Source organism: Streptomyces sp. NPDC001634 (genome assembly GCF_040298185.1).
Classification (GTDB): domain Bacteria; phylum Actinomycetota; class Actinomycetes; order Streptomycetales; family Streptomycetaceae; genus Streptomyces.
Window position 1 is genome coordinate 110,929 of sequence record NZ_JBEOZU010000014.1, and the last position, 22,125, is coordinate 133,053.

Consider the following 22,125-nt stretch of genomic DNA (forward strand, 5'->3'; position numbering starts at 1 on the left):
GAAGTTCCGTGCAGTTCCGTAGGCAGGCCCTCGCCAAGCTGCAGTCGCCCGAAGAGCTCGACCTCCCGGTGCGTTTCGCGCGTCCCCAGGGCTGGCTCGCCCTCTCGGTGACGGTGGTCGTCATGGCCGCCGCGTCCGTCTGGGCCGTCACCGGCTCGGTGGCCTCCACCGTCAGCGCGCCCGCCATTCTCACGCACGGGGAGGGCAGTTACATCCTGCAGAGCCCCGTGGCCGGGCAGGTCACCGCGATCCTCGCTCAGGAGGGCGAGCGACTGCCCGCGAACTCCCCGGTCCTCAAGGTCCGTACGAGTCAGGGCGACTCGGTCGTCCGCACGGTCGCCGCGGGCCGTATCACCGCGCTCGCCGCCACCATCGGCCAGATCATCCAGACCGGGGCGAATGTCGCCGCCGTGGAGAAGGTCGCCCACGCATCGGACCCGCTGTACGCAACGGTGTACGTCCCCGCCGACAATGCCGCGTCCATCCCCGCGAACGCCTCCGTCGACCTCACCGTCCAGTCGGTGCCGGCCCAGTCGTACGGCGTGCTGCGCGGCCATGTGAAGTCCGTGGACCGCACGGCCCAGTCGCCGCAGCAGATCGCCGAGTTCCTCGGGGACAGCCAGCTGGGCGAGCAGTTCACCAGGAAGGGCCGCCCGGTGGCCGTACTCGTGCGGCTCGACACGTCGTCGGGCACGAAGAGCGGCTACCGGTGGTCGTCCGCGGACGGCCCGCCGTTCACGCTCTCCTCCATGACCCTGGCCTCGGGTTCGATCCGCATGGCCGATCAGCGTCCCATCGATTGGCTCCTGCCGTGACCGCTCCCCAGGACACTCTGCCTCCGGTACGGGGCAGACGCCGCGCCGCGCCGCAGAAGCGCCCCGTCCCCAAGGGCAGGCGCAGGCCCGTCCGTACGCCCACCGTGCTGCAGATGGAAGCCGTGGAGTGCGGCGCCGCCTCGCTTGCCATGGTCCTCGGCCACTACGGCCGGCACATCCCACTGGAAGAGCTGCGCATCGCCTGCGGCGTCTCCCGCGACGGTTCGCGTGCCAGTAACCTCCTCAAGGCTGCCCGCAGTTACGGCCTGACGGCCAAGGGCATGCAGATGGACACGGCCGCGCTCGCGGAGGTGAAGGCTCCCGCGATCCTTTTCTGGGAGTTCAACCACTACGTCGTCTACGACGGTATGGGGCGCCGCCTCGGCCGCCGGGGCGTGTACGTCAACGACCCGGGCAAGGGCCGCCGTTTCGTGCCGATGGAGGACTTCGACACCAGCTTCACCGGAGTCGTCCTGGTGATGGAGCCGGGCGAGGGCTTCGAGAAGGGCGGCCGCAGACCCGGCGTGCTCGGCGCCATGCCCGCCCGGCTGCGCGGCACTTCGGGCACGATGCCCGCCGCCGTCCTGGCGAGTCTCCTGCTGGTGGCGGTCGGTGCGGCGATGCCCGCGCTGAGCCGCACGTACATCGACATGTTCCTGATCGGCGGGCAGACCTCGCTGCTGGGCGTGCTGTTCGCGTCCATGGCGGCCTGTGTGGTGCTCACGATCGTGCTGACCTGGCTGCAGCAGGCGAATCTGCTGCGCGGCCGGATCATCTCCTCCACGCTCTCCAGCGCCCGCTTCCTGCGCCATCTGCTGCGGCTGCCGGTGACGTTCTTCGCCCAGCGCAGCCCCGCCGACCTGGTGCAGCGGCTCCAGTCCAACGACGCGGTCGCCGAGACCCTGGCCCGTGATCTCGCGGCGGCGGGCGTCGACGCGATCGTCGTCGTGCTCTACGCGGTGCTGCTGTACACGTACGACCCCCAGCTGACGTTCGTCGGCATCGGCGTGGCGCTGCTCAACGTGGTGGCGATGCGGGTCGTCGTACGGCTGCGGGCCACGCGCACGGCGAAGCTGCGTGCGGACAGCGCCCGGCTCACCAACACGGCTTACACCGGCCTGCAGTTGATCGAGACGATGAAGGCGACCGGCGGCGAGGACGGCTACTTCCGCAAGTGGGCGGGACAGCACGCCACGACCCTGGAGGAGCAGCAGCGGCTCGGGGTGCCGAGCGCCTGGCTGGGCGTGGTCGCGCCGACGCTCGCCACGCTCAACAGCGCGCTGATCCTGTGGATCGGCGGTATGCGCGCGGTCGAGGGCCATATCTCGGTGGGCCTGCTGGTCGCGTTCCAGTCGCTGGTGACCCGCTTCACCGCACCGGTCACCCGCCTGAACGGGGTCGCGGGCCGCATCCAGGACTTCGCCGCGGACGTGGCCCGTCTCAAGGACGTGGAGAGCTTCCGGGCCGACCCGCTCTACGGCCGCTCGGGCGGCCGGGAGTCGACCCGGCGGCTGCACGGCCATGTCGAGCTGGAGAACATCACGTTCGGCTACAGCCCGCTCGACAAGCCGCTGCTGAGCGGCTTCGACCTGACGGTCGGCCCCGGACAGCAGGTGGCGCTGGTGGGCGGCTCCGGCAGCGGCAAGTCCACGGTGTCCCGGCTGATCTCGGGCCTGTACGCACCGTGGGAGGGCGTGATCCGCATCGACGGACAGCGCCTGGAGGACATTCCGCGCGGCGCGCTCGCCGCCTCCGTCTCCTTCGTCGACCAGGACGTCTTCCTCTTCGAGGGCACGGTCCGCGACAACGTGGCGCTGTGGGACCCGTCGATCCCGGACGACGCGGTGGTCGCCGCGCTGCGGGACGCGGCCCTGTACGAGGTCGTGATGCGCCGTCCGGGCGGTATCCACAGCCGGGTGGAGCAGGACGGACGGAACTTCTCCGGCGGGCAGCGCCAACGCCTGGAGATCGCACGGGCGTTGGTGCGCGACCCCAGCATCCTCGTCCTCGACGAGGTGACCAGCGCACTGGACGCGGAGACCGAGCAGACCGTGATCGACAATCTGCGCAAGCGCGGCTGCGCCTGCGTGGTGATCGCGCACCGGCTCAGCACCGTGCGCGACAGCGACGAGATCGTGGTGCTCCAGCACGGCACGATCGTGGAACGCGGGCGGCACGCCGCCCTGGTGGCGGCCGGCGGGGCGTATGCCGAGCTGGTCAGGGAGCGATGAGATGACGGCGGTTCACGAGGGCGACGTCGTCCTGGGCGCCCTCGGCGGGATGGGCGCTCCGATCGACTGCTCCGGCATGGGCCGGCTCGACCTGGAGGGGCCGCAGGTCCTGTGGCTGGTCGCGTCCGGCGCGCTGGACCTGTTCGCGGTGGACGCGGCCGTACAGGGCCACTGGCATCACCTCGGCCGTCTGGAGGCCGGCTCCCTGCTCCTCGGCCCGGTCGCCGGCCCCCAGCACACCCTGGTCGCCCGGCCGGTGCGCGACTGCGTGGTGCGCCGTATCCAGCTGCGCGAGCTGTACCAGCCGGTCGACACACAGACCTGGTCGTACGACGAGTACGGCAACCCGCAGTACGTGCCGCCGACGACGAGTCCCCTGGAGTACGCCCTCGCCCTGGGCGTCGGCCGCGGTCTGTCGATCCTCTTCCAGGCGCCGATGGCCACCGAGCGGGCCGCCGACATCACCGACGACGACGTGTTCTGGATGCAGGTGCCGCCGGGCAGTGTCCAGTACGGGGCGCTGTACGGGGCGGAGGCGGCGGCCGATCTGCTGATGGACCCCGCGGTCTGGCAGGCCATGGTCGACCAGCAGTACCGGCTGCTTGCCGCCCTCGACCGGTGGATCGAGCAACTGGAGCGCACGCACGAGACCCGTACGGCCGCGGGAATCAAGGCGGGTGAGGCGGTCCGCGCCCAGGCCGACCGGACCCTGCTCGCCTCGATCGGCAAGTCGTCGGCGCAGCGCACGACGGCGGCCGACGCCGACGCCACCTACGCGGCGTGCAAGTTGGTGGCGGGCGCGACGGGAATCACGCTCGCCGAGCCCGCGCAGAGCGGCTCCGAGAGCGACCGCCTCGACCCGGTCGAGCGCATCGCGATCGCCTCGCGCGTCCGTACCCGGGCCGTACGGCTCGACGGGCGCTGGTGGCACGACAACGTCGGCCCGCTGGTGGGCCATCGGGCCCTGTCCGGCGCGCCGGTCGCCCTGCTGTGGCGGCGTGGCGGCTATGTCGCCGTCCAGCCGTCGTCGGGACGTGAGACGCCGATCGAGAAGGCGAACGCGGCGGAGTTCGAACCGCGTGCGGTGATGTTCTACCGTCCGCTGCCCGACCAGCGGCTGGGTCCGCTGCGGCTGCTGCGGTTCAGCATGCGCGGTACGCGCGGCGACCTCGTCGGCCTCCTGCTCAGCGGTCTGGTGACCGTCGCGATCGGCGCGCTGGTGCCCATCGCCACCGGCAAGGTGCTCGGTGAGTACGTGCCGAAGGCGCAGACCGGACTGATCGTCCAGGTCTGCCTCGCCATCATGGTCTCCGGCGTGGTGGCGGCGGCGTTCATGCTGCTGGAGAACCTGACCATCCTGCGTCTGGAGGGGCGCATCGAGGCGACGCTCCAGCCGGCGGTCTGGGACCGGCTGCTGAGGCTGCCGACGAAGTTCTTCGCCGAGCGCTCCACCGGAGAGCTGGCAAGCGCCGCGATGGGCGTCAGCGCGATCCGCCGGCTGCTCGCCGGGGTCGGTCCGACGGTGGCGCAGTCGGTGACGGTGGGCGCGATGAACCTGGGGCTGCTGCTCTGGTACAGCGTGCCCATGGCGCTGGCCGCGGTGGGCATGCTCGTGGTGATCGCCGCCGTGTTCCTGGGGCTCGGACTGTGGCAGGTGCGCTGGCAACGACGGCTCGTCCAGCTCACCAACAAGCTGAACAACCAGGCGTTCCAGACCCTGCGCGGCCTGCCCAAGCTGCGGGTCGCGGCGGCCGAGAACTATGCGTACGCCGCCTGGGCGCGGGAGTTCGCGCACAGCCGTGAACTGCAGCAGAAGGTCGGCCGGATCAAGAACCTCACCACCGTTCTGGGCGCGGTCTATCTGCCGCTGTGTTCCCTGCTGCTGTTCATGCTCCTCGCGGGCCCGGCGAGAGGCGCGCTGTCGGCCTCCGGCTTCCTCACGTTCAACACGTCGGTGACCATGCTGCTGACCTCGGTCACCCAGCTGACCGGTGCGTTCGTCTCGGCGGTGGCGGCGCTGCCACTGTTCGAGGAGATCAAGCCGGTGCTGGACGCCATGCCCGAGGTGCGCACGGCGAGCACGCGGCCGGGCCTTCTGTCCGGCGGCATCGAGGCGCGCCGGCTCTCGTTCCGGTACGCCGACGACGGCCCCCTGGTCCTGGACGACGTGTCCTTCGATGTGAAACCGGGCGAGTTCGTGGCGATCGTCGGGCCGAGCGGCTGCGGCAAGTCCACGCTGCTGCGCCTGCTGATCGGCTTCGACAAACCGGTCTCCGGGAGTGTCCTGTACGACGGCCAGGACCTGGCGGCGCTCGACCAGTCGGCGGTGCGCCGTCAGTGCGGGGTGGTGCTCCAGCACGCGCAGCCGTTCACCGGTTCGATTCTTGACGTCATCTGCGGCACCGAGCCTTACACGCCCGAGGAGGCGATGGCGGCGGCCGAGATGGCAGGCCTCGCCGAGGACATCAAGCGGATGCCGATGGGGCTGCACACCATCGTCCAGGGCAGCGGCGCGATCTCCGGCGGCCAGCGCCAGCGTCTGATGATCGCGCAGGCGCTGATCCGCCGGCCGCGCATCCTGTTCTTCGACGAGGCGACGAGCGCCCTGGACAACGAAACCCAGCGCAGGGTCATCGAGAGCACCCGCGCCCTGAACGCCACCCGGATCGTGATCGCCCACCGCCTCTCCACCGTGCTGGACGCGGACCGCGTCATCGTGATGGAGGACGGCAAGGTCGCCCAGCAGGGCCCGCCGACGCAGCTTCTCGCGGACACCAGCGGGCGCCTGCACGAGCTGGTGCGCAGGCAGATGGCCTGAGCGGTCAGGCGTCCGCGCCGGGAATGGGCGCGCCCGACGGGATCCCGGCCTCCACGTAGGCCTCGTAGTACTCCCTCCAGGGGGCGCTCATCCCCGCGTGCGGGCCCTCGAAGCTCGCGCCGCGGGCCTTGGCGTCCAGGGCCGAGAGGCAGACCTCCCAGCCGGCGCCGTTGCGGGCGGCGGTGTTCTCCTCGCCCAGGACGTTGGTGAGCGTGAAGCGGGTGCGCTTGCCGTCCAGCTCCTCCAGGTCGAAGCGCAGCTCGTCGCCGCCCCACTCGAAGGAGAGGTGCCGGGGCGGGTCGACGGCCACGACCGTGCCGGTCGACTCGGGCATGTTCGGGTCCCCGCTGAACCTGACGGTGCCGCCGGGGCGCAGGTCGAAGTCCGCGCGGGAGGGGAACCACTGGGCGAGCTCGTCGGGATCGGTAACGAACCGCCAGACGCGGTCGATCGCGTGATCGTAGACGCGGCTGAAGCGGACGGCGGGACGGCCGTCGTCGAGCGTGAGGTACGTGCCGGTGAGGTCGGCGGCCATGGTTGATCAGTCCTTCGGGGAGGGGGCCTGCGGGTCGTCCGATGTCTCGTCGAGGCGCCGGCCCAGAGCGTCCAGACTGCTGTTCCAGAGCGCGCGGTACGGGGCGAGCCAGGCGTCGAGTGCGGCGATCGGGGCCGGGTCCAGCGCATACACCCGGCGCTGCGCGTCCTGTCGTACGCGCACCAGGCCCGCGTCGCGCAGCACCTTCAGGTGCTTCGACGTACTCGGCTGGCTCAGACCGCACGCCTCGACGATCTCACCGACGGGCCGCGGTCGCTCCAGGAGCAGCGCGACGATGGCCCGGCGGTGGGGATCGGCGAGGGCGGTCCACAGGGAGGCATCGGCCACGAGCCCAATATGCCCCTGCGGTTATATTCCCGTCAAGGAATGGAAGCGCCACCGGACCGGAGACCGGACCCACAGGATCGAAACGTTGCCGTTTCGCTCGAAGGGGTTTAGCCTCCAGGTGTACGAAACGGTTTCGTTTATGAGCCGTTTGACCGAGCGACTTTCCCTGGAGTGGTTCTCCCATGTCCCAGACGGTGAAGGACGGCACCCGCACGGGTGCCGTGGACGCGCTGCCGACCGCTTCGCCGAAGCGGTGGTGGATCCTGGCGGTCGTCGCGATCGCCCAGCTGATGGTGGTGCTGGACGCCACCATCGTGAACATCGCCCTGCCCTCCGCCCAGGCGGACCTGGGCTTCTCCGACGCCAACCGGCAGTGGATCGTCACCGCCTACGCGCTGGCGTTCGCCTCCCTTCTGCTGCTCGGCGGACGGATCGCGGACCTGTTCGGGCGCAAGCCCGCCTTCCTCGTCGGCGTCGTCGGCTTCGCGGCCGCCTCGGCACTCGGCGGCGCCGCGACCGGCTTCGGCATGCTGGTCACCGCCCGCGCCCTGCAGGGCGCCTTCGGCGCGCTGCTCGCACCGGCCGCGCTGTCACTGCTGAACACGACGTTCACGGACGCCCGTGAGCGGGCGAGGGCCTTCAGCGTGTACGGCGCGATCGCCGGCGCAGGTGGTGCGGTCGGCCTTCTGCTCGGGGGCATCCTGACCGACGCGCTGGACTGGCGCTGGACGCTGTACGTCAACGTGGCCATCGCTGTCGTCGCCTTCGCGGGCGGCTGGCTGCTGCTGGACAACCACCGCGACGCCGCGAACTCCAAGCTGGACGTGCCGGGCACGGTCCTGGTCGCCGGCGGACTCTTCGCCCTGGTCTACGGCTTCTCCAACGCGGAGACACATGACTGGAGCTCCCCGCAGACCTGGGGCTTCCTGATCGCGGGCGGCGTGCTGCTCGCGGCCTTCTCCTGGTGGCAGACCCGCGCCGCACACCCGCTGCTCCCGCTGCGCATCCTGCTCGACCGCAACCGCGCGGCCTCGTACCTCGCGGTGCTGATCACCGGCGCGGGCATGTTCGGCGTGTTCCTCTTCCTCACCTACTACCTCCAGCTGAACCTCGGCTTCAGCCCGACGAAGACCGGTGTGGCGTTCCTGCCGATGGTCGGGGCGCTGATGGTGACGGCGCAGCTCGGCACCACGGTGCTGCTGCCGCGGATCGGCCCGAAGGCCGTCATCCCGCTCGGCTTCGCCGTCGCCGCCGCCGGTATGGCCTGGCTGACCGGCATCGGACTCGGCTCGCACTACGCGACCGCGGTGCTGGCGCAGCTGGTCGTGATCGGCGTGGGCCTCGGCCTGGTGATGCCGCCCGCGATGCAGCTCGCCACCGGCGGAGTGGCGGCCGAGGACGCGGGTGTCGCCTCCGCGGCGGTCAACGCCATGCAGCAGGTGGGCGGTTCGATCGGTACGGCCCTGCTGAACACGCTGGCCGCGAGCGCCGCGACCGACTACCTGGCCGGCAAGGACGCCACCAGCAAGCTGGTCCGGGCGCAGGCGACCATCGAGAGCTACACCACCGCCTTCTGGTGGTCGGCGGGGTTCTTCGCCGCGGGTGCGGTCATCGCGTTCCTGCTCTACCGCCGCGGCGCCCGGCAGCCCCACGCCGACGCCGCTCCGGTCGTCCACATGTGATCACCGTGTGATCATTCCTCCGGGACCGAGGGGCCGCCGTTCGCAGGGAAACGGCGGCCCCTCCGCTGTCTGCGGTACCGGGCGGCGAGCGCGGCGAGCCGTGCCTGCTGGGCGATCTCGTTCCCCGGGACGGCCGGGCGGTAGACCACGAGCGCGCGGTGCCGTTTCTCCAGCCGGAACGCGCCGGCCGCAGGGGCGACCTCGCCGTCGTAGGCGAAAGTGTCCGTACCCCGGAGGCCGTCGGCCTGCACCCAGGGCACCCGCTCGGCCCGGTAGACCCGGGAACGTCCGAGGGCCCCGAGGAGCGCCGAGACCGCCACGCGGGTACGGGCCAGCCGGTGATCGCCCTCGATCAGGCGCAGATCGAGCAATCCGTCGTCGAGCCGTGGCCGGAAGGCGGGCGCGAAGCCGTCGGGGACGTAGCGGCCGTTGCCCGCGAAGAGCAGCCACAGACGGCGGGGGTGCCCGCCCAGGCGCACGTCGACGGGGGTCGCGATACGCAGCACCCGGATGAGCGCCAGGGCCGCGGCGGGCCGTTTGCCCCAGCGGCGCTCCAGCCGTTCGCGCAGGCGGACCAGGTCGGGGTAGAGGCCGATGCTGAAGGTGTTCAGGAACTCGATGTCCGTATCGGACGCCTCGCACGCCAAGGGTGCCGCCACCGCGATGTCCACGGCGACCGCCTCGCCGCGGACGACGGCGCTCGCGGTGTCCTCCAGGTGGGGTACGCCCACGTCGAGCGCGAAGTGATTGAGGGTGCCGCCCGGGAACACCGCGAGGGCCAGCCCGTGCCGGGCCGCGGCCCGGGCCGCCGCGTTGACGGTGCCGTCGCCGCCGTAGACACCCAGCGCACCGCCCAGCTCGACTGCACGGAGCACCGCCCGGTCCAGGAGCGCGGCGAAGTCGTCGTCCGGGCCGCGCTCGACGAGTTCGGCCCGGGGCAGCAGTTCGGCAAGGAGGACCGCGGGCGGCAGCGGGGCGGCCGGGGCGCCGGTTCCGGCGCGGCTGTTGATGAAGACGACCAGCCCGTCGCCGTCGGGCAGGGCGGGGGCCCGGGCCGGTGGCCGCTCCCGCTCGGGGTTCACCTGGCGCGGCGGCCACCAACGGCAGGTGAGCACCGCCGCACCGGCCCCGATCGCCATCCCGGCCAGGACGTCCCCCGGATAGTGCACGCCGACGTAGACCCGCGAGAAGGCGACGGCCGCGGCAACGGGGGCGATCAGCGCGCCGTAGCGGGTGGATTCGAGAGCGACGCCGGTGGCGAAGGCCGCGGCCGAGGCGGAGTGGCCGGAGGGGAAGGAGGTGGTGTGTGGCTGGCGGGTGAGGTGGCGGATCTGCGGTACGAGCTCGAGGAGCGGCCGCGGGCGCCGGGCGCTCCACTTGACGAGGGTGTTCACGGTGAGCGAGGCGAGCGCCAGCGAACCGGTCCCGCGCAGGGCGGCGCGCCGGGCCGTGCGGCCGCCGAGCGCCGCGAGCCCGGTCGCCGCGCCGAGCCACAGCCGGCCGTGGTCGGCGGAGCGGCTCAGCCGGGTGAGCGCGGGATCGGCGCCGGGGACCCGGGCGGTGGCGACCCGGGTGAACAGCCGCTGGTCCAGCTCGCCGAGGAAACGCATGTTCCACGGGTACCCGGCCCGGGACGTACCGGCATCCGGGGCGGCCCCAACCGGTGACGGCACTGCTCCGTGCGGCGGAGGCTTCGAAACTTTCGGACGACTGCCGGGCCCTATGCCGGGGATCCGGCGGCCGGCTCGTACTCGAACCAGTCGAAGGCCACGCTGCCCTCGGTGGCGTACATGCCGATCACCCGGCCGGTGAACCCGGTGGCGATCTGAGTGGAGAGGTAGCGGCCGTCGAGTTCGGCCAGAGTTACGGGAGTCGGCCCGCCGAGCGAGAAGGTGATCGTGTCCGGGCCGCCCGGCCTGACGCCGAGCGCGTCGTCCGCCGCCCGGTCCGCGGCTGACACGGTGGGCGGCAGCACCCCGGTCGTACGGATGCCGATGGCCAAGGTCACCTCGCCCGGCGGCACGTGCTGACGCGCCAGGCATTGCCGCAGCGGCCCGATGCGGGCCAGCACGCTCACCGCTCCCCCGCTCACCTCGATGTCGTAGTGATGGGCCTCGTCCATGCGAACGGAGAGGCCGCCCCGGCCCGAGCCGGGATCCATGCGGACGACCACCCGGCAGTCGGGGTGCTGTTGCCGGCGGCCGAGGAACGTGTGGCCCGCGCGGTCGAGGGAGTTCCCGGTGGCGGTCAGAGTGAGCCACCCGGGCCGCTCCTGCAACGACCAGGAGCCCTCCGGCCTGCGACGCGGGGAGATCCAGTACTGCGCCGGGTCCGCGGTGTCGAAGTCGTCCCGCTCCGGCGGGGGTTCGACGGGATGCCAGGCCGCCGGGGCCGGGTGACGCTCCCGCACCGGCCCTACCCGGGGCCACCCGTGGACCCACTCCACCGGGGTCAGAAAGGTCTCACGGCCCAGGACGTGGAAGTGGGGGAAGTAGCCGCGGGGCCGCGTGCCGAGCAGCAGCATCCACCAGGTGCCGTCGGGCGCCGACACCAGATCGGCGTGGCCGGTGCACTGGATCGGCAGATCGGTGCTGCGGTGGGAGAGGATCGGGTTGGCCGGAGCCGGTTCGTAGGGTCCACGCGGGGAGCGGGCGCGGGCGATCGACACGCTGTGCCCGTGCGCCGTACCGCCCTCGGCCAGCATCGGGTACCACCACGCGCCGATGCGGTACAGGTGCGGAGCCTCTGGATGTTGCAGGCCCGTACCGGACCAGACGGGCAGTGGGCCCTCCAGTACGGCGCCGGTCGCCGGGTCGATCCGGGCGACCTGTACGCCGGCGACGGCACACCAGCACGACCCGTCCTCGTCCCAGGCCAGATCGGGGTCGATGCCGGGCAGGCCGACCGGGACCGGATCCGACCACGGGCCCTCGGGGCGTTCACTGGTGACGATGAAGTTGCCTCTGCCGCCGACTTCGGTGGTGATCACGTAGAAGCGGCCGTCGGGGTGCCGGATGGTGGGCGCGTAGATGCCGGCCGAGGCCGGCACACCGTCCGGCAGGACCAACTGCCCGGGCCGGTCGAGGACGTTGCCGATCTGCCGCCAGTGCACCAGGTCCCGGCTGTGGAAGAGGGGGACGCCGGGGAAGTACTCGAAGCTGGAGCACACCAGGTAGTGGTCCGCGCCGACGCGGCACACGCTGGGGTCGGGGTGGAACCCGCCGATCACGGGGTTGGCGTACGTCCGCATGTGCAGCAGTCCTTTCCCGGCCCCTGCGAGGCGTTGGAAAGTTGCGTACCGGCGAGCGAGCCTTGCGGAGCCGAACTCCAGGCGGCGGTACGGGACTTGGGCAAGGCAAGGACGCAGCCGGCAGACCAGGCTCGGCCGTCGTACGTCTTCCCCCTGGTGCCCGGCTGTGCTTGCCTGGGGAGCCCTTTCGGCGGTCGGGGCGGGAGTTGCGGCATGCGGAAGCCGTGGATCGTGGGGGTGCTGATGGCCGGGCTGCTGCTCGGCGCATGCGGGGATCCGGTGTCGGGGCCCGAGGCGGCACCGCCCGCGCCCGAGATCCCGGGGGCCTCCGCCACGACACACCAACGGGCGGTGGCCACGCCGGGCACCGACCCCGCCAAGGCTCCCACCGTGCTCTACCTGGGCGACTCGATCGCGATGGAGAACCAGAAGGTGCTGGGGCGACAGCTGAAGAGCGAGCTGCATGCGACGTACACGAGCGCCCCCTATTCGGGCACCACGCTGTGCGACTACCTGGAGGGCGTCGCGGAGCGGTCGCTCGTGCCTGCCGCGGACAAGGCGGCCGCGCTGGTGCGCGCGACCCACCCGGACTTCGTGGTGCTCCAGTTCTGGGGCAACTCGTGGGGCTACACACCCTGCATGGACGGGATCACCTACGACTCGGCGCGAACCGAGTACTTCACGCGGTACGCCGCGGACGCCGCGAAGCTCACCCGGCAGATCGACGCGGCGGGCGGCGCCGGGCGGCCCAGGATCGTCTGGGTGCTGCAGGGACCCGATCCGATCACACCCGACCGGGTCCGGCGCGTGAACGAGATGTACCAGAAGCAGGCGCGCGACTCCGGTGACCTCGTCTCCGACGCGGGCGGCACGGTCAGCCCGTCCTCGGGCCGCTACACCTGGGCGCAGTACCTGCCGTGCACCCCGTACGAGCACGACCACCCGGAGTACTGCACCCAGTCGGCCCGCGACCGCACGGCCCTGCACCGTGACGACGACTACCTGCACTTCTGTCTGACCCCGACGACATCGACCCCGAGACCGTGCCCGGTCCGCTCGCCCGGCATCCTTCGGATCGCACGGGAGATCACCGGGACGATCGCCGCGCACCTGAACTGACGGCGCACCGCTCACCATCCGTCTCTCCAGGCCCTGTTGACATCAACCGTCAGGTGCCTAGCGTGGAGCCCTGCACAGCATGTCGCACATCATTCGGTATTTCGAACGAGTGCGGGGTAGTGGAGGGACACCACCACCCCGCCTCCGACATGCGGAGGACTTGGTGATGAACCCACCTCTCGGCAGACGCCAGTTACTCGCCGCCACGGGCGCGGTCGCGGCGACGACGGCCCTGGCCACAACCGGCGCGGGAACCGCCCGGGCCGCAACCCGCGCCACCATCCGAAACGCCGTCGCACCGACCCGGCCCTTTCCCCTCGACGCGGTGACGCTGCTGGACGGCCCGTTCCGCGACAACCAGCACCGCAATTCCGCCTATCTGCGCTTCGTCGACATCGACCGGCTGCTCCACACCTTCCGTACGAACGTCGGCCTCGCCGGCAGCGCCCAGCCGTGCGGGGGCTGGGAGGGACCGAACGTGGAGCTGCGCGGGCATTCGACCGGCCATCTCCTCTCGGGTCTCGCCCTCACCTACGCCAACACGGGCGATCAGGCACTGCGCGACAAGGGCCGCCGGCTCGTGGCCGCGCTCGCCGAATGCCAGGCCGCGTCGCCCGCCGCGGGCTTCGGGACCGGGTATTTGTCGGCGTTCCCCGAGAGCTTCTTCGACCGGCTGGAGGCGGGCACCGGGGTCTGGGCGCCGTACTACACCATCCACAAGATCATGGCGGGTCTGGTCGAGCAGTACCGGCTGGCAGGGAACCACCAGGCCCTGGACGTCGTGCTCCGCCAGGGCAAGTGGGTCGACCAACGGACCGCGAAGCTGTCGTACGAGCAGATGCAACGCGTCCTGGAGACGGAGTTCGGCGGCATGAACGACGTCCTCGCCGATCTGCACGCGCTCACCGGCGACACCAGGTGGCTTGATGTCGCCGAACGCTTCACCCACGCCCGTGTCTTCGACCCGCTGGCCCGCAACGAGGACAGGCTCGCCGGGCTGCACGCCAACACCCAGATCCCCAAGGTGGTCGGAGCGCTGCGGCTGTGGGAGGAGGGCCGCCCGGACCGCTACCGTACGATCGCCGAGAACTTCTGGCAGATCGTCACCGATCACCACACCTACGTCATCGGCGGCAACAGCAACGGCGAGGCCTTCCACGAACCGGACGTCATCGCGGGCCAGTTGTCCAACGACACCTGCGAGAACTGCAACAGCTACAACATGCTCAAACTGACCCGGCTGCTGCACTTCCACGCCCCGGACCGCACCGATCTGCTCGACTACTACGAGCGGACCCTGTTCAACCAGATGCTCGGCGAGCAGGACCCGGACTCCGAGCACGGCTTCAACATCTACTACACCGGCCTGGCACCCGGCGCGTTCAAACAGCAGCCGTCCTTCATGGGCCCGGACCCCGACGTCTACTCGACCGACTACGACAACTTCTCCTGCGACCACGGCACCGGCATGGAGACGCAGGCCAAGTTCGCGGACACGGTCTACTCGCACGACGCCCGCAGCCTGCTGGTCAACCTGTTCATCCCGTCCGAGGTCGTCTGGCGCGAGAAGGGCATCACCTGGCGGCAGACCACCGGGTTCCCGGATCGGTCGTCCACGACCCTGACCGTGACCGCAGGACGAGCCGCGCACCGGCTCGCGATCCGCATTCCGGCCTGGGCGGACGGCGCACGCGCCACCCTCAACGGCCGCCCCCTGTCCGACCGCCCGAAGCCCGGGAGCCGGCTGACGCTGGAGCGGACCTGGCGTACCGGCGACCGGGTCGAGGTGTCGCTGCCGATGCGCACGGTCGTCGAGTCCACCCCGGACGACCCCGATGTACGGGCGGTGCTGCACGGTCCGGTGGTCCTGGCGGGGGCGTACGGCGACACGGCGAACCCGTGGCTGCCGCGCCTGGAGGTGGCGTCCGTGCGCCAGGAGTCCACGGACCCGCTGCGCTTCACCGCGCGCGCCGACGGCGAGGACGTCACGCTGCTGCCGATCGCCCGGGTGCACCACCAGCACTACAACGTGTACTGGCTCACCGGCCTGCCCCCGTCGCCTCCCCCGGAGTTCGCGGCCTGGCACCGCTTCGACGAGACATCCGGGACGGCGGCGGCCGACGCGACCGGCAACGGCAGAACGGCCCAACTGGCGGGCGGCGCAGGCTGGTCGGCCTCGGGCCGGATCGAGGGGGCGGTCGCGCTGGACGGCTCCGACGGACATGTCGTCCTGGCCGAGGACCTGCTGGCGGGCGCCTCCGCGTACTCGATCGCGACCTGGGTGAGGCTGGACGGGCAGCCGGGCGCCTGGAGCCGGATCTTCGACCTGGGCACGGGTGTCACCGCCAATATGTTCCTGACCCCGCTCAGCGGCGACGGAACGCTCCGGTACGCCATCACCGCCGGGGGCGCGAGCGCCGAGCAGCGCATCGATGCCGCTCCCCTGCCGAGCGGCCGCTGGGTGCACGTGGCGGTGACGTACGGCGGCGGCACCGCGGTGCTGTACGTGGACGGCACGGAGGTGGGCCGCAACGCGCACATGACCGTGGAGCCGCGGTACTTCGGCAACCACATCCGCACCGGGTACATCGGCAGGTCGCAGTACGCGGACCCGTATCTGAAGGGCGCGGTCGACGACTTCCGGGTGTACGGGCGAACGCTGAGCGCCGCCGAGGTGGCGGCGCTGGCCGGTTAGCCCCGGCGGAAGCGGCCCGGGGCCGCCCCTCCTGCGGGGCGGCCCCATCATGCAGCTCCTGCTTCTGCGACGCCGGCAGGCTGCCGGAGGTGCTCACTCGCCCGCGTACGCCTTCTTCAGAGCAGCGAAGTCGAGCTTGCCCATCGACAGCATCGCCCGGGTGGTGCGGGCCGCCTTCTCGGGATCCGCGTCGCCGATCATGTCGATGAGCCCGTCCGGGATGACCTGCCAGGACACGCCGTACTTGTCCTTGAGCCAGCCACAGGGGCCCGGCTCGCCGCCGCCCTCGGTGAGCTTGTTCCAGTAGTAGTCGATCTCCTCCTGGTTCTCGCAGTAGATCTGGAAGGAGATCGCCTCGTTGAACTTGAACTGCGGGCCGCCGTTCAGCGCGACGAACTTGTGGCCGTTGGCCACGAAGTCGACGGCGATCACGGAGCCGGCGGGGCCGGGTCCGGCCTCGGTGTAGCGGCCGATCCGCCCGATGCTGGAGTTCTTGAAGATCGAGACGTAGTAGTGCGCGGCCTCCTCGGCCTGGCCGTCGAACCAGAGACAGGTGGTGAATCCTTCGGTGGCCATGAGTACCTCCTGGAGCGTGGGACGCGGTCACCTGTGTCGACCGATCCTCTCGCCGAAACTCATCGGCCGGGCCGCGCATGAATCCGGATGGTGGTGCCAGCGCCCCGAACTAGCATCCCGACCATGACGTCATCGCCCGCCGAGAGCATCCGGCCCTTCCGTCTCGCGATCCCCCAGAGCGACCTCGACGATCTCCACGACCGCCTCGACCGTACCCGCTGGCCCGACGAGCTGCCGGGCGTGGGATGGGCGTACGGGGTTCCCCGCGACTATCTGCGGGAGCTCGTACGGTACTGGCGCCACGCATACGACTGGCGGGCCGCCGAGGCACGGCTGAACGAGTGGCCGCAGTTCACGACGGAGATCGACGGGGCCCACCTCCACTTCGCCCATATCCGCTCCCCGGAGCCGGATGCCACCCCCTTGATCATCACGCACGGCTGGCCGGGCTCGATCGTCGAGTTCCTCGACGTGGTCGGGCCGCTCGTCGACCCGGCGGCCCACGGAGGCGATCCCGCCGACGCGTTCCATGTCGTGGTGCCGAGCATCCCCGGCTTCGGACTGTCGGGGGCCACCCGGGACACCGGCTGGGAGGCGGGCCGGATCGCCGATGCGTGGGTGGAGCTGATGGACCGGCTCGGCTACCGGCGTTTCGGCGCGCAGGGCGGGGACTGGGGCGCGGCGATCTCCCGCGAACTGGGCCGCGCGCACCCGGACCGGGTGATCGGCGTCCACCTCAATCTGCTGCCGGGCGCGCAGGCGACGAGCGAGCCCACCGAGGAGGAGCTGGCCTCGCTCAGCGCCCAGGAGCGGGAGCGCACGCTCACCTCGTGGCGCCGCTGGTCCGCATGGATGGGTGACGCGTCGGCGTACGCTCTGCTGCACTCCACCCGGCCGCAGACACTGGCATATGCACTCACTGACTCGCCGGTCGGTCAGCTCGCCTGGATCATCGAGAAGTTCCGCGAGTGGACGGACTCGGAGGACCTGCCCGAGGAAGCCGTCGACCGGGACCGGTTGCTGACGAACGTGATGTTGTACTGGCTCACGGGAACCGCCGGTTCCTCGGCCCGGATCTACTACGAGCGGGCGCATGCCACAGGCCGGGCCGCCGCGCCCACCGAGCCGTCCACGGCGCCGACAGCACTGGCGGTCTTCCCCGCCGAGATTCAGATCCCGCTGCGCCACAAGGCGGAGCGGACCGAGAACATCGTGCGCTGGACGGAGTTCGACCGCGGCGGGCACTTCGCCGCGATGGAGGAGCCCGATCTGCTGGTCGACGACGTCCGGGCCTTCTTCCGGCAACTGCGCGAGAAGGAATGAGCCGGCTGCTCTGCCGGTAGCGAATCTGCCGCGGGCAGAGATACCGCATCCGGCGATCGTCGGAGGTCAAGAGTGGAGTCAACGGCATCCGTGCCTGCGACAAGGAGACCCGATGACTCCACTGCCTCCACTCACCACGCTCTCGCCCCGCGCGGAGGAGGGCGACACTCCGCCCAGCCGCTTCGACGACCACCTGGCGACACAACTGCTCTCCCAGCGGATCGTCTTCCTGGGCACGCAGGTCGACGAGGCGTCGGCCAACCGCGTGTGCGCGCAGCTGCTCCTGCTGTCGGCGGAGGACCCGCGCACCGACATCAGCCTGTACATCAACAGCCCGGGCGGGTCCGTCACCGCCGGGCTCGCCATCTACGACACCATGCGGCTCATCCCCAACGACGTGTCGACGCTGACGATGGGCTTCGCCGCCAGCATGGGCCAGTTCCTGCTCACCGTGGGGACGCGCGGCAAGCGGTTTGCGCTGCCGAACGCGCGGATCATGATGCACCAGCCGTCGGCGGGCATCGGCGGCACCACCGCGGACATCGAGATCCAGGCCGAGAACCTGGAGTTCACCAAGAAGGCCATCGAGCGGATCACCGCCGAGCACACCGGGCAGAGCGAGGAGACGATCTCGCGGGACGGCGACCGTGACCGCTGGTTCACGGCCGAACAGGCCAGGGAGTACGGGATGGTGGACCGGGTCGTGGAGTCGCTCGCCGACGTCCGCCCGGCCGCCTCGCGCCGACGGATGGGGTTGTGACATGGGGTCGTACACGGTTCCGTATGTCGTCGAGCGGACCGCGCAGGGCGAGCGGTCGTACGACGTCTTCAGCCGGCTGCTCTCGGAGCGGATCATCTTCCTCGGCACCGAGATCGACGACGGGGTCGCGAACGTCGTCATCGCGCAACTCCTGCATCTGGAGTCGTCGAACCCGGAACACGAGATCTCGATCTACATCAACTCGCCCGGGGGATCGTTCACTTCACTGATGGCGATCTACGACACGATGACGTTCGTGCAGGCCCCTATCTCCACGTTCTGCGTGGGGCAGGCGGCTTCGACGGCGGCTGTGCTCCTGGCCGGCGGAGACCCCGGGCGACGGTTCGTGCTCCAGCACGCCCGGGTGCTCCTCGGGCAGCCGGCCGCGGGCGGCCGGCAGGGCACGGTCTCGGACCTCAGCCTCCAGGCCAAGGAAATGATCCGCATCCGCGCGCAGGTGGAGGAGGTCCTCTCCCGGCACACGCACCACGACGTGGCGACCCTGCGGGCCGACATGGACCGGGACAAGGTGTTCACCGCCGAGGAGGCCGTGGCGTACGGGCTGGCCGACGAAGTGCTGAGCCGACGGCTCGCGTTCGTCTGACCCCGGCGCGCCGGGGCCGGACGTCCGCGAGTCGGTCAGGCGGCGAGGCACAGACCGTCGTACTGCGACGTCGGCGACGTCCGGCCCCGGACCATCCCGGCGCGCGCGTGCCGTGCCAGCTCGTCCTGGGCGAGCGAGAGCAGGTCGGACAGGCCGAGTCCCAGTGCCTGGGCCGCGGCGGCGAGGACCTCGGAGGAGGCCTCCTTGCGGCCGCGCTCCAGCTCGGACAGGTACGGCATCGAGATCCGGGCCGCCTCCGCGACGTCCTTGAGCGTACGTTCCTGGGCGAGCCGCTCGCGGCGCAGCACGTCACCGACGAGGTCGCGCCACAGGGGCTCCTTGGGCGCGGGGGTCCCCGGAGGCCGGGTCACGCCGCCTGTGCGGGGCGGGGCGCTCTGCGGACGCAGGGGAATGACGCGGGCTTCGTTCGGCGCATGATTGCTCACCTCCTCAGCCTAGGGACACCGGGCGCCACGGGAAGAGGCCGGCGTTCTGCCCTGGGTGAAGCGGAGGTCCGCGTGGCCATCAGGTCCCGGAAGTCGTCACGGACAGCTCGGAGGCACCGGTGGCCGTGCCGAGGGAGGAGGCCGACTGGGTGGTGGTGCCCGCGGACGCGGAGGTGGGGGGTGACCCGGCGGCCGAGGAAGTCGTCGGTTGCGCCGTGGGAGGTGCCCCGGCGGCGGAGGAGGTCGTCGGCTGCGACGTGGTCGCGGACTCCGTGGGCGGCGGCGTCGTCGACGCGGACGGGGACAGAGAGGTCGGCGGCGGGGACGACGACGGTGCGGTGGGGGACGAGGACGTGGGAGAAGGCGAGGGCGAGGTGGTGGGAGCCGGGGTCGACACGCTCACCGACGGGGTCGCGCTCACCGGCGGATGCGTCTTCTGGTCGTGCCGGCCCGTGTGGTCGCCGCGGTGGCGGTCGAACCAGTCGTTGTGGTCGACGTCGAACAGGACGAACACGTCGACGACCGTGGCGGCGGGATCGACCACCACCACGTTCTGCGGCCGGAACCCGGCCCAGTGGTCGCCCGTCTGCTTCGGCGTGGACTTCTGCGCGACCGGCGGGGTGAGCGGGTTGCCGCAGGCGCACCGCACCCGGGGCACGCCGCGTCCGTCGACGAGGACCGCGGTGCCGGCCTGCAGGATCGCCTGGTAGCTGGTCGCCTTGCCGTTCTGGTAGCCGTGGTTGGTCACCCGGGTGTCCATACGCAGCCGCAGCGGCGTGAGCGAGCGCAGATGGGCGGGGACGGCTGACGGCCGGATTCCCAGGACCGACGCGAAGGCATCGTTCTTCGCCGGGTCGGCCTGCAGCGCCCTGATCTGCTTGTCGGTGTCGCAGCTCGCGGAGTTGCGGGTGCCCCCGTAGAGGCCGGGCGCGGCGCCGTCGACGGCGCGCGTCACGTTGGCGGACTGAGTCGGGCCCGCCGGGGTCGGGGTTTCGGGGGCCGCCGAGCTGTTGGTCGCCGACGACTCCGTGAACGGGTCCGGGCCCGTCTTGTCGGCGGCCTGAAGGAAGACCTCGCCCCTGGCGGGGGTGCCGCCACCGCCGCCGGAACGGGTGAGGACGAGGCCGAGGGCCACACCGGCGACGGCCAGTGCGGTGATCAGGGCCACACGGGGCGCCGACTTCCACCAGGGGCGGTGCGGGCCGCCGCCGTTTTCACCGGCGCCCGGCGGGGGCCCTGAGGGGCCGCCGGGAGGGCCGGGCGGCACACGGCCGTCGGGCTGCGTGGGGCTCGGTTCCGGGCGGCCCGACAAGGGGCCCGGCGGAGGTCCTGCGGGGCGACCGGAAGGCGGCGGTTCCGCACGGCCCGACAAAGGGCCGGGGGGAGGTCCTTTGGGGCGGCCGGAAGGCGGCGGTTCGGCACTCACGAGCACTTCTTCCCGGCGTGGAGGCACGCGGCACTTGAGTCGACATGCACTACTTACCTGCACAACGAGCCCATTGTGTGCCGGAGTCGGAGACCGCTCGCAAGCGGAGACGGTCCTGTCGGCGGAGGGAGGCGCCGCACGCGGTCGGCCCGTCCGGCAGGCGGAGTGCGGGAGGGCTGCTTAGCGTGGCAGGGTGAGTGCCCCGACCTCGTTCCCCCCGGACGTCGCCCGCACCGGCGGCCCGCCGGTCGCCGCCCACGGCTGGGTCCAGGCCGTCGCGACGGTGCTGGCCGGGCTGGTCGTCATGGGAGTGTTCGCCGCGCTCGGGCTGTGGGCGGCGGGCGGGACCGACATCCCCGACAACGGGTTCCCCCGCGTGGTCGTGGCCACGGTCGTCGTGGCCGTCGGCGGCACCGTGAAGCTGGCGGGCGACGCCGGTGCGCTCGCCGACACCCGGGCGGGCCTCACGGCGATGCCGCTGTCGGTGACGCTCGCCGGAGCGCTGGTGATCGCCGCCGGATTCCTGCGCCCGCTGCGGCACCGGGCCGTCGCAGGCGCGCCCGAACTGGCGGGCTGGGCCGCCCGGATCGCCGTCCTGTGGCTGGTGGCGCTCGTCGGACTCGCGCTCGCAGCCCGCCAGACCTTCACGGTCCCGCTCGGCAACGGGACCATCGGCGACATCGGTGACCTGTTCGGCATCCGGCCGACGATCGGTTACACGACGGACCTGCCACCGACCGTGCTCTTCGGGCTCCTGTGGCTGGCGGGCGTGCTGGTCCTCGCCCTGCTGGTGTCGCGCGGGGCCCCACTCCCGGCCCGGTTGCTGCGCTTCCAGGAGTCGGTGCGCCCGGCCGCCTACGCCATGGTGGCCCTGCTCCTTGCTTATGTCGCCATCGGCGTCGTTATCGCCCTTGTGGTCGCGGCGACGCGCGGGCATCCCGCCGAGACGTTGGCGGTGATCCTTCTGGGGCTGCCCAATCTGATGTGGCCGGTGCTCACCATCGGTCTGGGCGCCACCTGGAACGGACGGGTGGACGGACCGTTCGGGCTGCCCATGCCGCATCTGCTCGACGAGGTGCTGCGCACCAAGGACGTCTCGACGCTCAACCTCGGAACGCTCGCCGAGCACGACGGGCGGGTGTGGTGGCTGGTGGTCGTCGACGCGGTACTGCTCCTCGCCGCCGCGTTCGTGATGGCGGCGCGTTCACCTGCGCGGACGCGTCTCCGGCAGCATGCCGTGCACATGGCGGTCGCGCTGGTGCTGACGGTGCTCATGATCTGCCTGGTGGCCCGGGTCTCGGCACACTACGGTCTGTCGGTCATCGGCATCGGCGACCTGGGGGGCGGGTTGTCCGGTGTGCTGTTCCTGGAGCCGGAGCTGTGGGGCGCGATCGGGTCGGCCGCCGTGTGGGGGCTCGTCACCGGGTTCGCGGGCGGGTTGATGGCCACGAGGGTGCGACGGCGGGGCGAGGTCCTGTAGGTCCGGTCGTCCAGGCC

The 22,125-nt window shown here is 71.5% G+C and carries 17 protein-coding genes; 10 read left to right on the plus strand and 7 right to left on the minus strand.

What is annotated here, in order from left to right; genetic code table 11:
* Positions 1–8: 8 nt before the first annotated feature.
* Genes ABT186_RS11955 through ABT186_RS11965 form a run of 3 tightly spaced genes read left to right on the plus strand, consistent with a single transcriptional unit; the run spans position 9 to position 5,864 of the window.
* On the plus strand, positions 9–815 hold the full coding sequence (locus tag ABT186_RS11955; RefSeq protein WP_351229142.1) for an HlyD family efflux transporter periplasmic adaptor subunit: 807 nt from the start codon (positions 9–11) through the stop codon (positions 813–815).
* Positions 812–3,046 carry an NHLP family bacteriocin export ABC transporter peptidase/permease/ATPase subunit gene (locus tag ABT186_RS11960; protein WP_502973186.1) on the plus strand — a complete coding sequence of 745 codons (2,235 nt, stop codon included), beginning with the start codon at positions 812–814 and terminating at the stop codon, positions 3,044–3,046. The genes ABT186_RS11955 and ABT186_RS11960 overlap by 4 nt, the downstream gene beginning before the upstream one ends.
* A gap of 1 nt (position 3,047) precedes the next feature.
* Positions 3,048–5,864 (plus strand): NHLP bacteriocin export ABC transporter permease/ATPase subunit, encoded by a 2,817-nt coding sequence (locus tag ABT186_RS11965; RefSeq protein ID WP_351924813.1) that lies wholly within the window; start codon positions 3,048–3,050, stop codon positions 5,862–5,864.
* Positions 5,865–5,868: 4 nt separating this feature from the next.
* Here the strand turns inward: ABT186_RS11965 and ABT186_RS11970 are convergent, their stop codons facing one another.
* Both ABT186_RS11970 and ABT186_RS11975 read right to left on the minus strand, forming a co-directional pair.
* Positions 5,869–6,399, minus strand: coding sequence for an SRPBCC family protein (locus tag ABT186_RS11970; protein ID WP_351924815.1), 531 nt, complete (start codon positions 6,397–6,399; stop codon positions 5,869–5,871).
* A gap of 6 nt (positions 6,400–6,405) precedes the next feature.
* Positions 6,406–6,747, minus strand: a complete 342-nt coding sequence (locus tag ABT186_RS11975) for an ArsR/SmtB family transcription factor (protein ID WP_351924817.1) — start codon at positions 6,745–6,747, stop codon at positions 6,406–6,408.
* Positions 6,748–6,929: 182 nt separating this feature from the next.
* Here ABT186_RS11975 and ABT186_RS11980 point away from each other — a divergent pair, with 182 nt between their 5' ends.
* Complete coding sequence (locus tag ABT186_RS11980) at positions 6,930–8,429, plus strand: MFS transporter (protein WP_351229138.1); 1,500 nt, start codon at positions 6,930–6,932, stop codon at positions 8,427–8,429.
* A gap of 11 nt (positions 8,430–8,440) precedes the next feature.
* Here the strand turns inward: ABT186_RS11980 and ABT186_RS11985 are convergent, their stop codons facing one another.
* Both ABT186_RS11985 and ABT186_RS11990 read right to left on the minus strand, forming a co-directional pair.
* Positions 8,441–10,039: a bifunctional phosphatase PAP2/diacylglycerol kinase family protein gene (locus ABT186_RS11985; protein WP_351924819.1), complete on the minus strand. Its 1,599-nt coding sequence runs from the start codon at positions 10,037–10,039 to the stop codon at positions 8,441–8,443.
* Between the two features lie 110 nt (positions 10,040–10,149).
* Positions 10,150–11,679, minus strand: a complete 1,530-nt coding sequence (locus ABT186_RS11990; RefSeq protein WP_351924821.1) for a glycoside hydrolase family 43 protein — start codon at positions 11,677–11,679, stop codon at positions 10,150–10,152.
* A gap of 213 nt (positions 11,680–11,892) precedes the next feature.
* Between ABT186_RS11990 and ABT186_RS11995 the strand changes: the two genes are divergently transcribed.
* Both ABT186_RS11995 and ABT186_RS12000 read left to right on the plus strand, forming a co-directional pair.
* Positions 11,893–12,798 carry an SGNH/GDSL hydrolase family protein gene (locus tag ABT186_RS11995; protein WP_351229132.1) on the plus strand — a complete coding sequence of 302 codons (906 nt, stop codon included), beginning with the start codon at positions 11,893–11,895 and terminating at the stop codon, positions 12,796–12,798.
* 166 nt (positions 12,799–12,964) lie between these two features.
* On the plus strand, positions 12,965–15,493 hold the full coding sequence (locus ABT186_RS12000) for a glycoside hydrolase family 127 protein (protein ID WP_351924823.1): 2,529 nt from the start codon (positions 12,965–12,967) through the stop codon (positions 15,491–15,493).
* Positions 15,494–15,586: 93 nt separating this feature from the next.
* Here the strand turns inward: ABT186_RS12000 and ABT186_RS12005 are convergent, their stop codons facing one another.
* Positions 15,587–16,069: a VOC family protein gene (locus tag ABT186_RS12005; RefSeq protein WP_351924825.1), complete on the minus strand. Its 483-nt coding sequence runs from the start codon at positions 16,067–16,069 to the stop codon at positions 15,587–15,589.
* A 123-nt stretch (positions 16,070–16,192) separates the two neighbouring features.
* Between ABT186_RS12005 and ABT186_RS12010 the strand changes: the two genes are divergently transcribed.
* The 3 genes from ABT186_RS12010 (at position 16,193) to ABT186_RS12020 (ending at position 18,756) form a co-directional block, all read left to right on the plus strand.
* The gene (locus tag ABT186_RS12010; protein ID WP_351237653.1) at positions 16,193–17,392 is read left to right on the plus strand and encodes an epoxide hydrolase family protein; all 1,200 of its coding nucleotides are present in this window, start codon (positions 16,193–16,195) and stop codon (positions 17,390–17,392) included.
* A gap of 121 nt (positions 17,393–17,513) precedes the next feature.
* Entirely contained in the window at positions 17,514–18,152 is a 639-nt protein-coding gene (locus ABT186_RS12015) for a ClpP family protease (protein ID WP_502973188.1), read from the plus strand.
* 1 nt (position 18,153) lies between these two features.
* Positions 18,154–18,756, plus strand: coding sequence for a ClpP family protease (locus tag ABT186_RS12020; RefSeq protein ID WP_351237649.1), 603 nt, complete (start codon positions 18,154–18,156; stop codon positions 18,754–18,756).
* Positions 18,757–18,791: 35 nt separating this feature from the next.
* On the opposite strand, the gene ABT186_RS12025 is transcribed toward ABT186_RS12020, so the two are convergent.
* Positions 18,792–19,202 (minus strand): helix-turn-helix domain-containing protein, encoded by a 411-nt coding sequence (locus ABT186_RS12025; protein ID WP_351237647.1) that lies wholly within the window; start codon positions 19,200–19,202, stop codon positions 18,792–18,794.
* 79 nt (positions 19,203–19,281) lie between these two features.
* On the minus strand, positions 19,282–20,628 hold the full coding sequence (locus ABT186_RS12030; protein WP_351924827.1) for a DUF6777 domain-containing protein: 1,347 nt from the start codon (positions 20,626–20,628) through the stop codon (positions 19,282–19,284).
* A 193-nt stretch (positions 20,629–20,821) separates the two neighbouring features.
* Here ABT186_RS12030 and ABT186_RS12035 point away from each other — a divergent pair, with 193 nt between their 5' ends.
* A complete protein-coding gene (locus tag ABT186_RS12035; RefSeq protein ID WP_351231485.1) occupies positions 20,822–22,108 on the plus strand; it encodes a streptophobe family protein in 1,287 nt (428 codons plus the stop codon).
* The last annotated feature ends 17 nt before the right edge of the window (positions 22,109–22,125 follow it).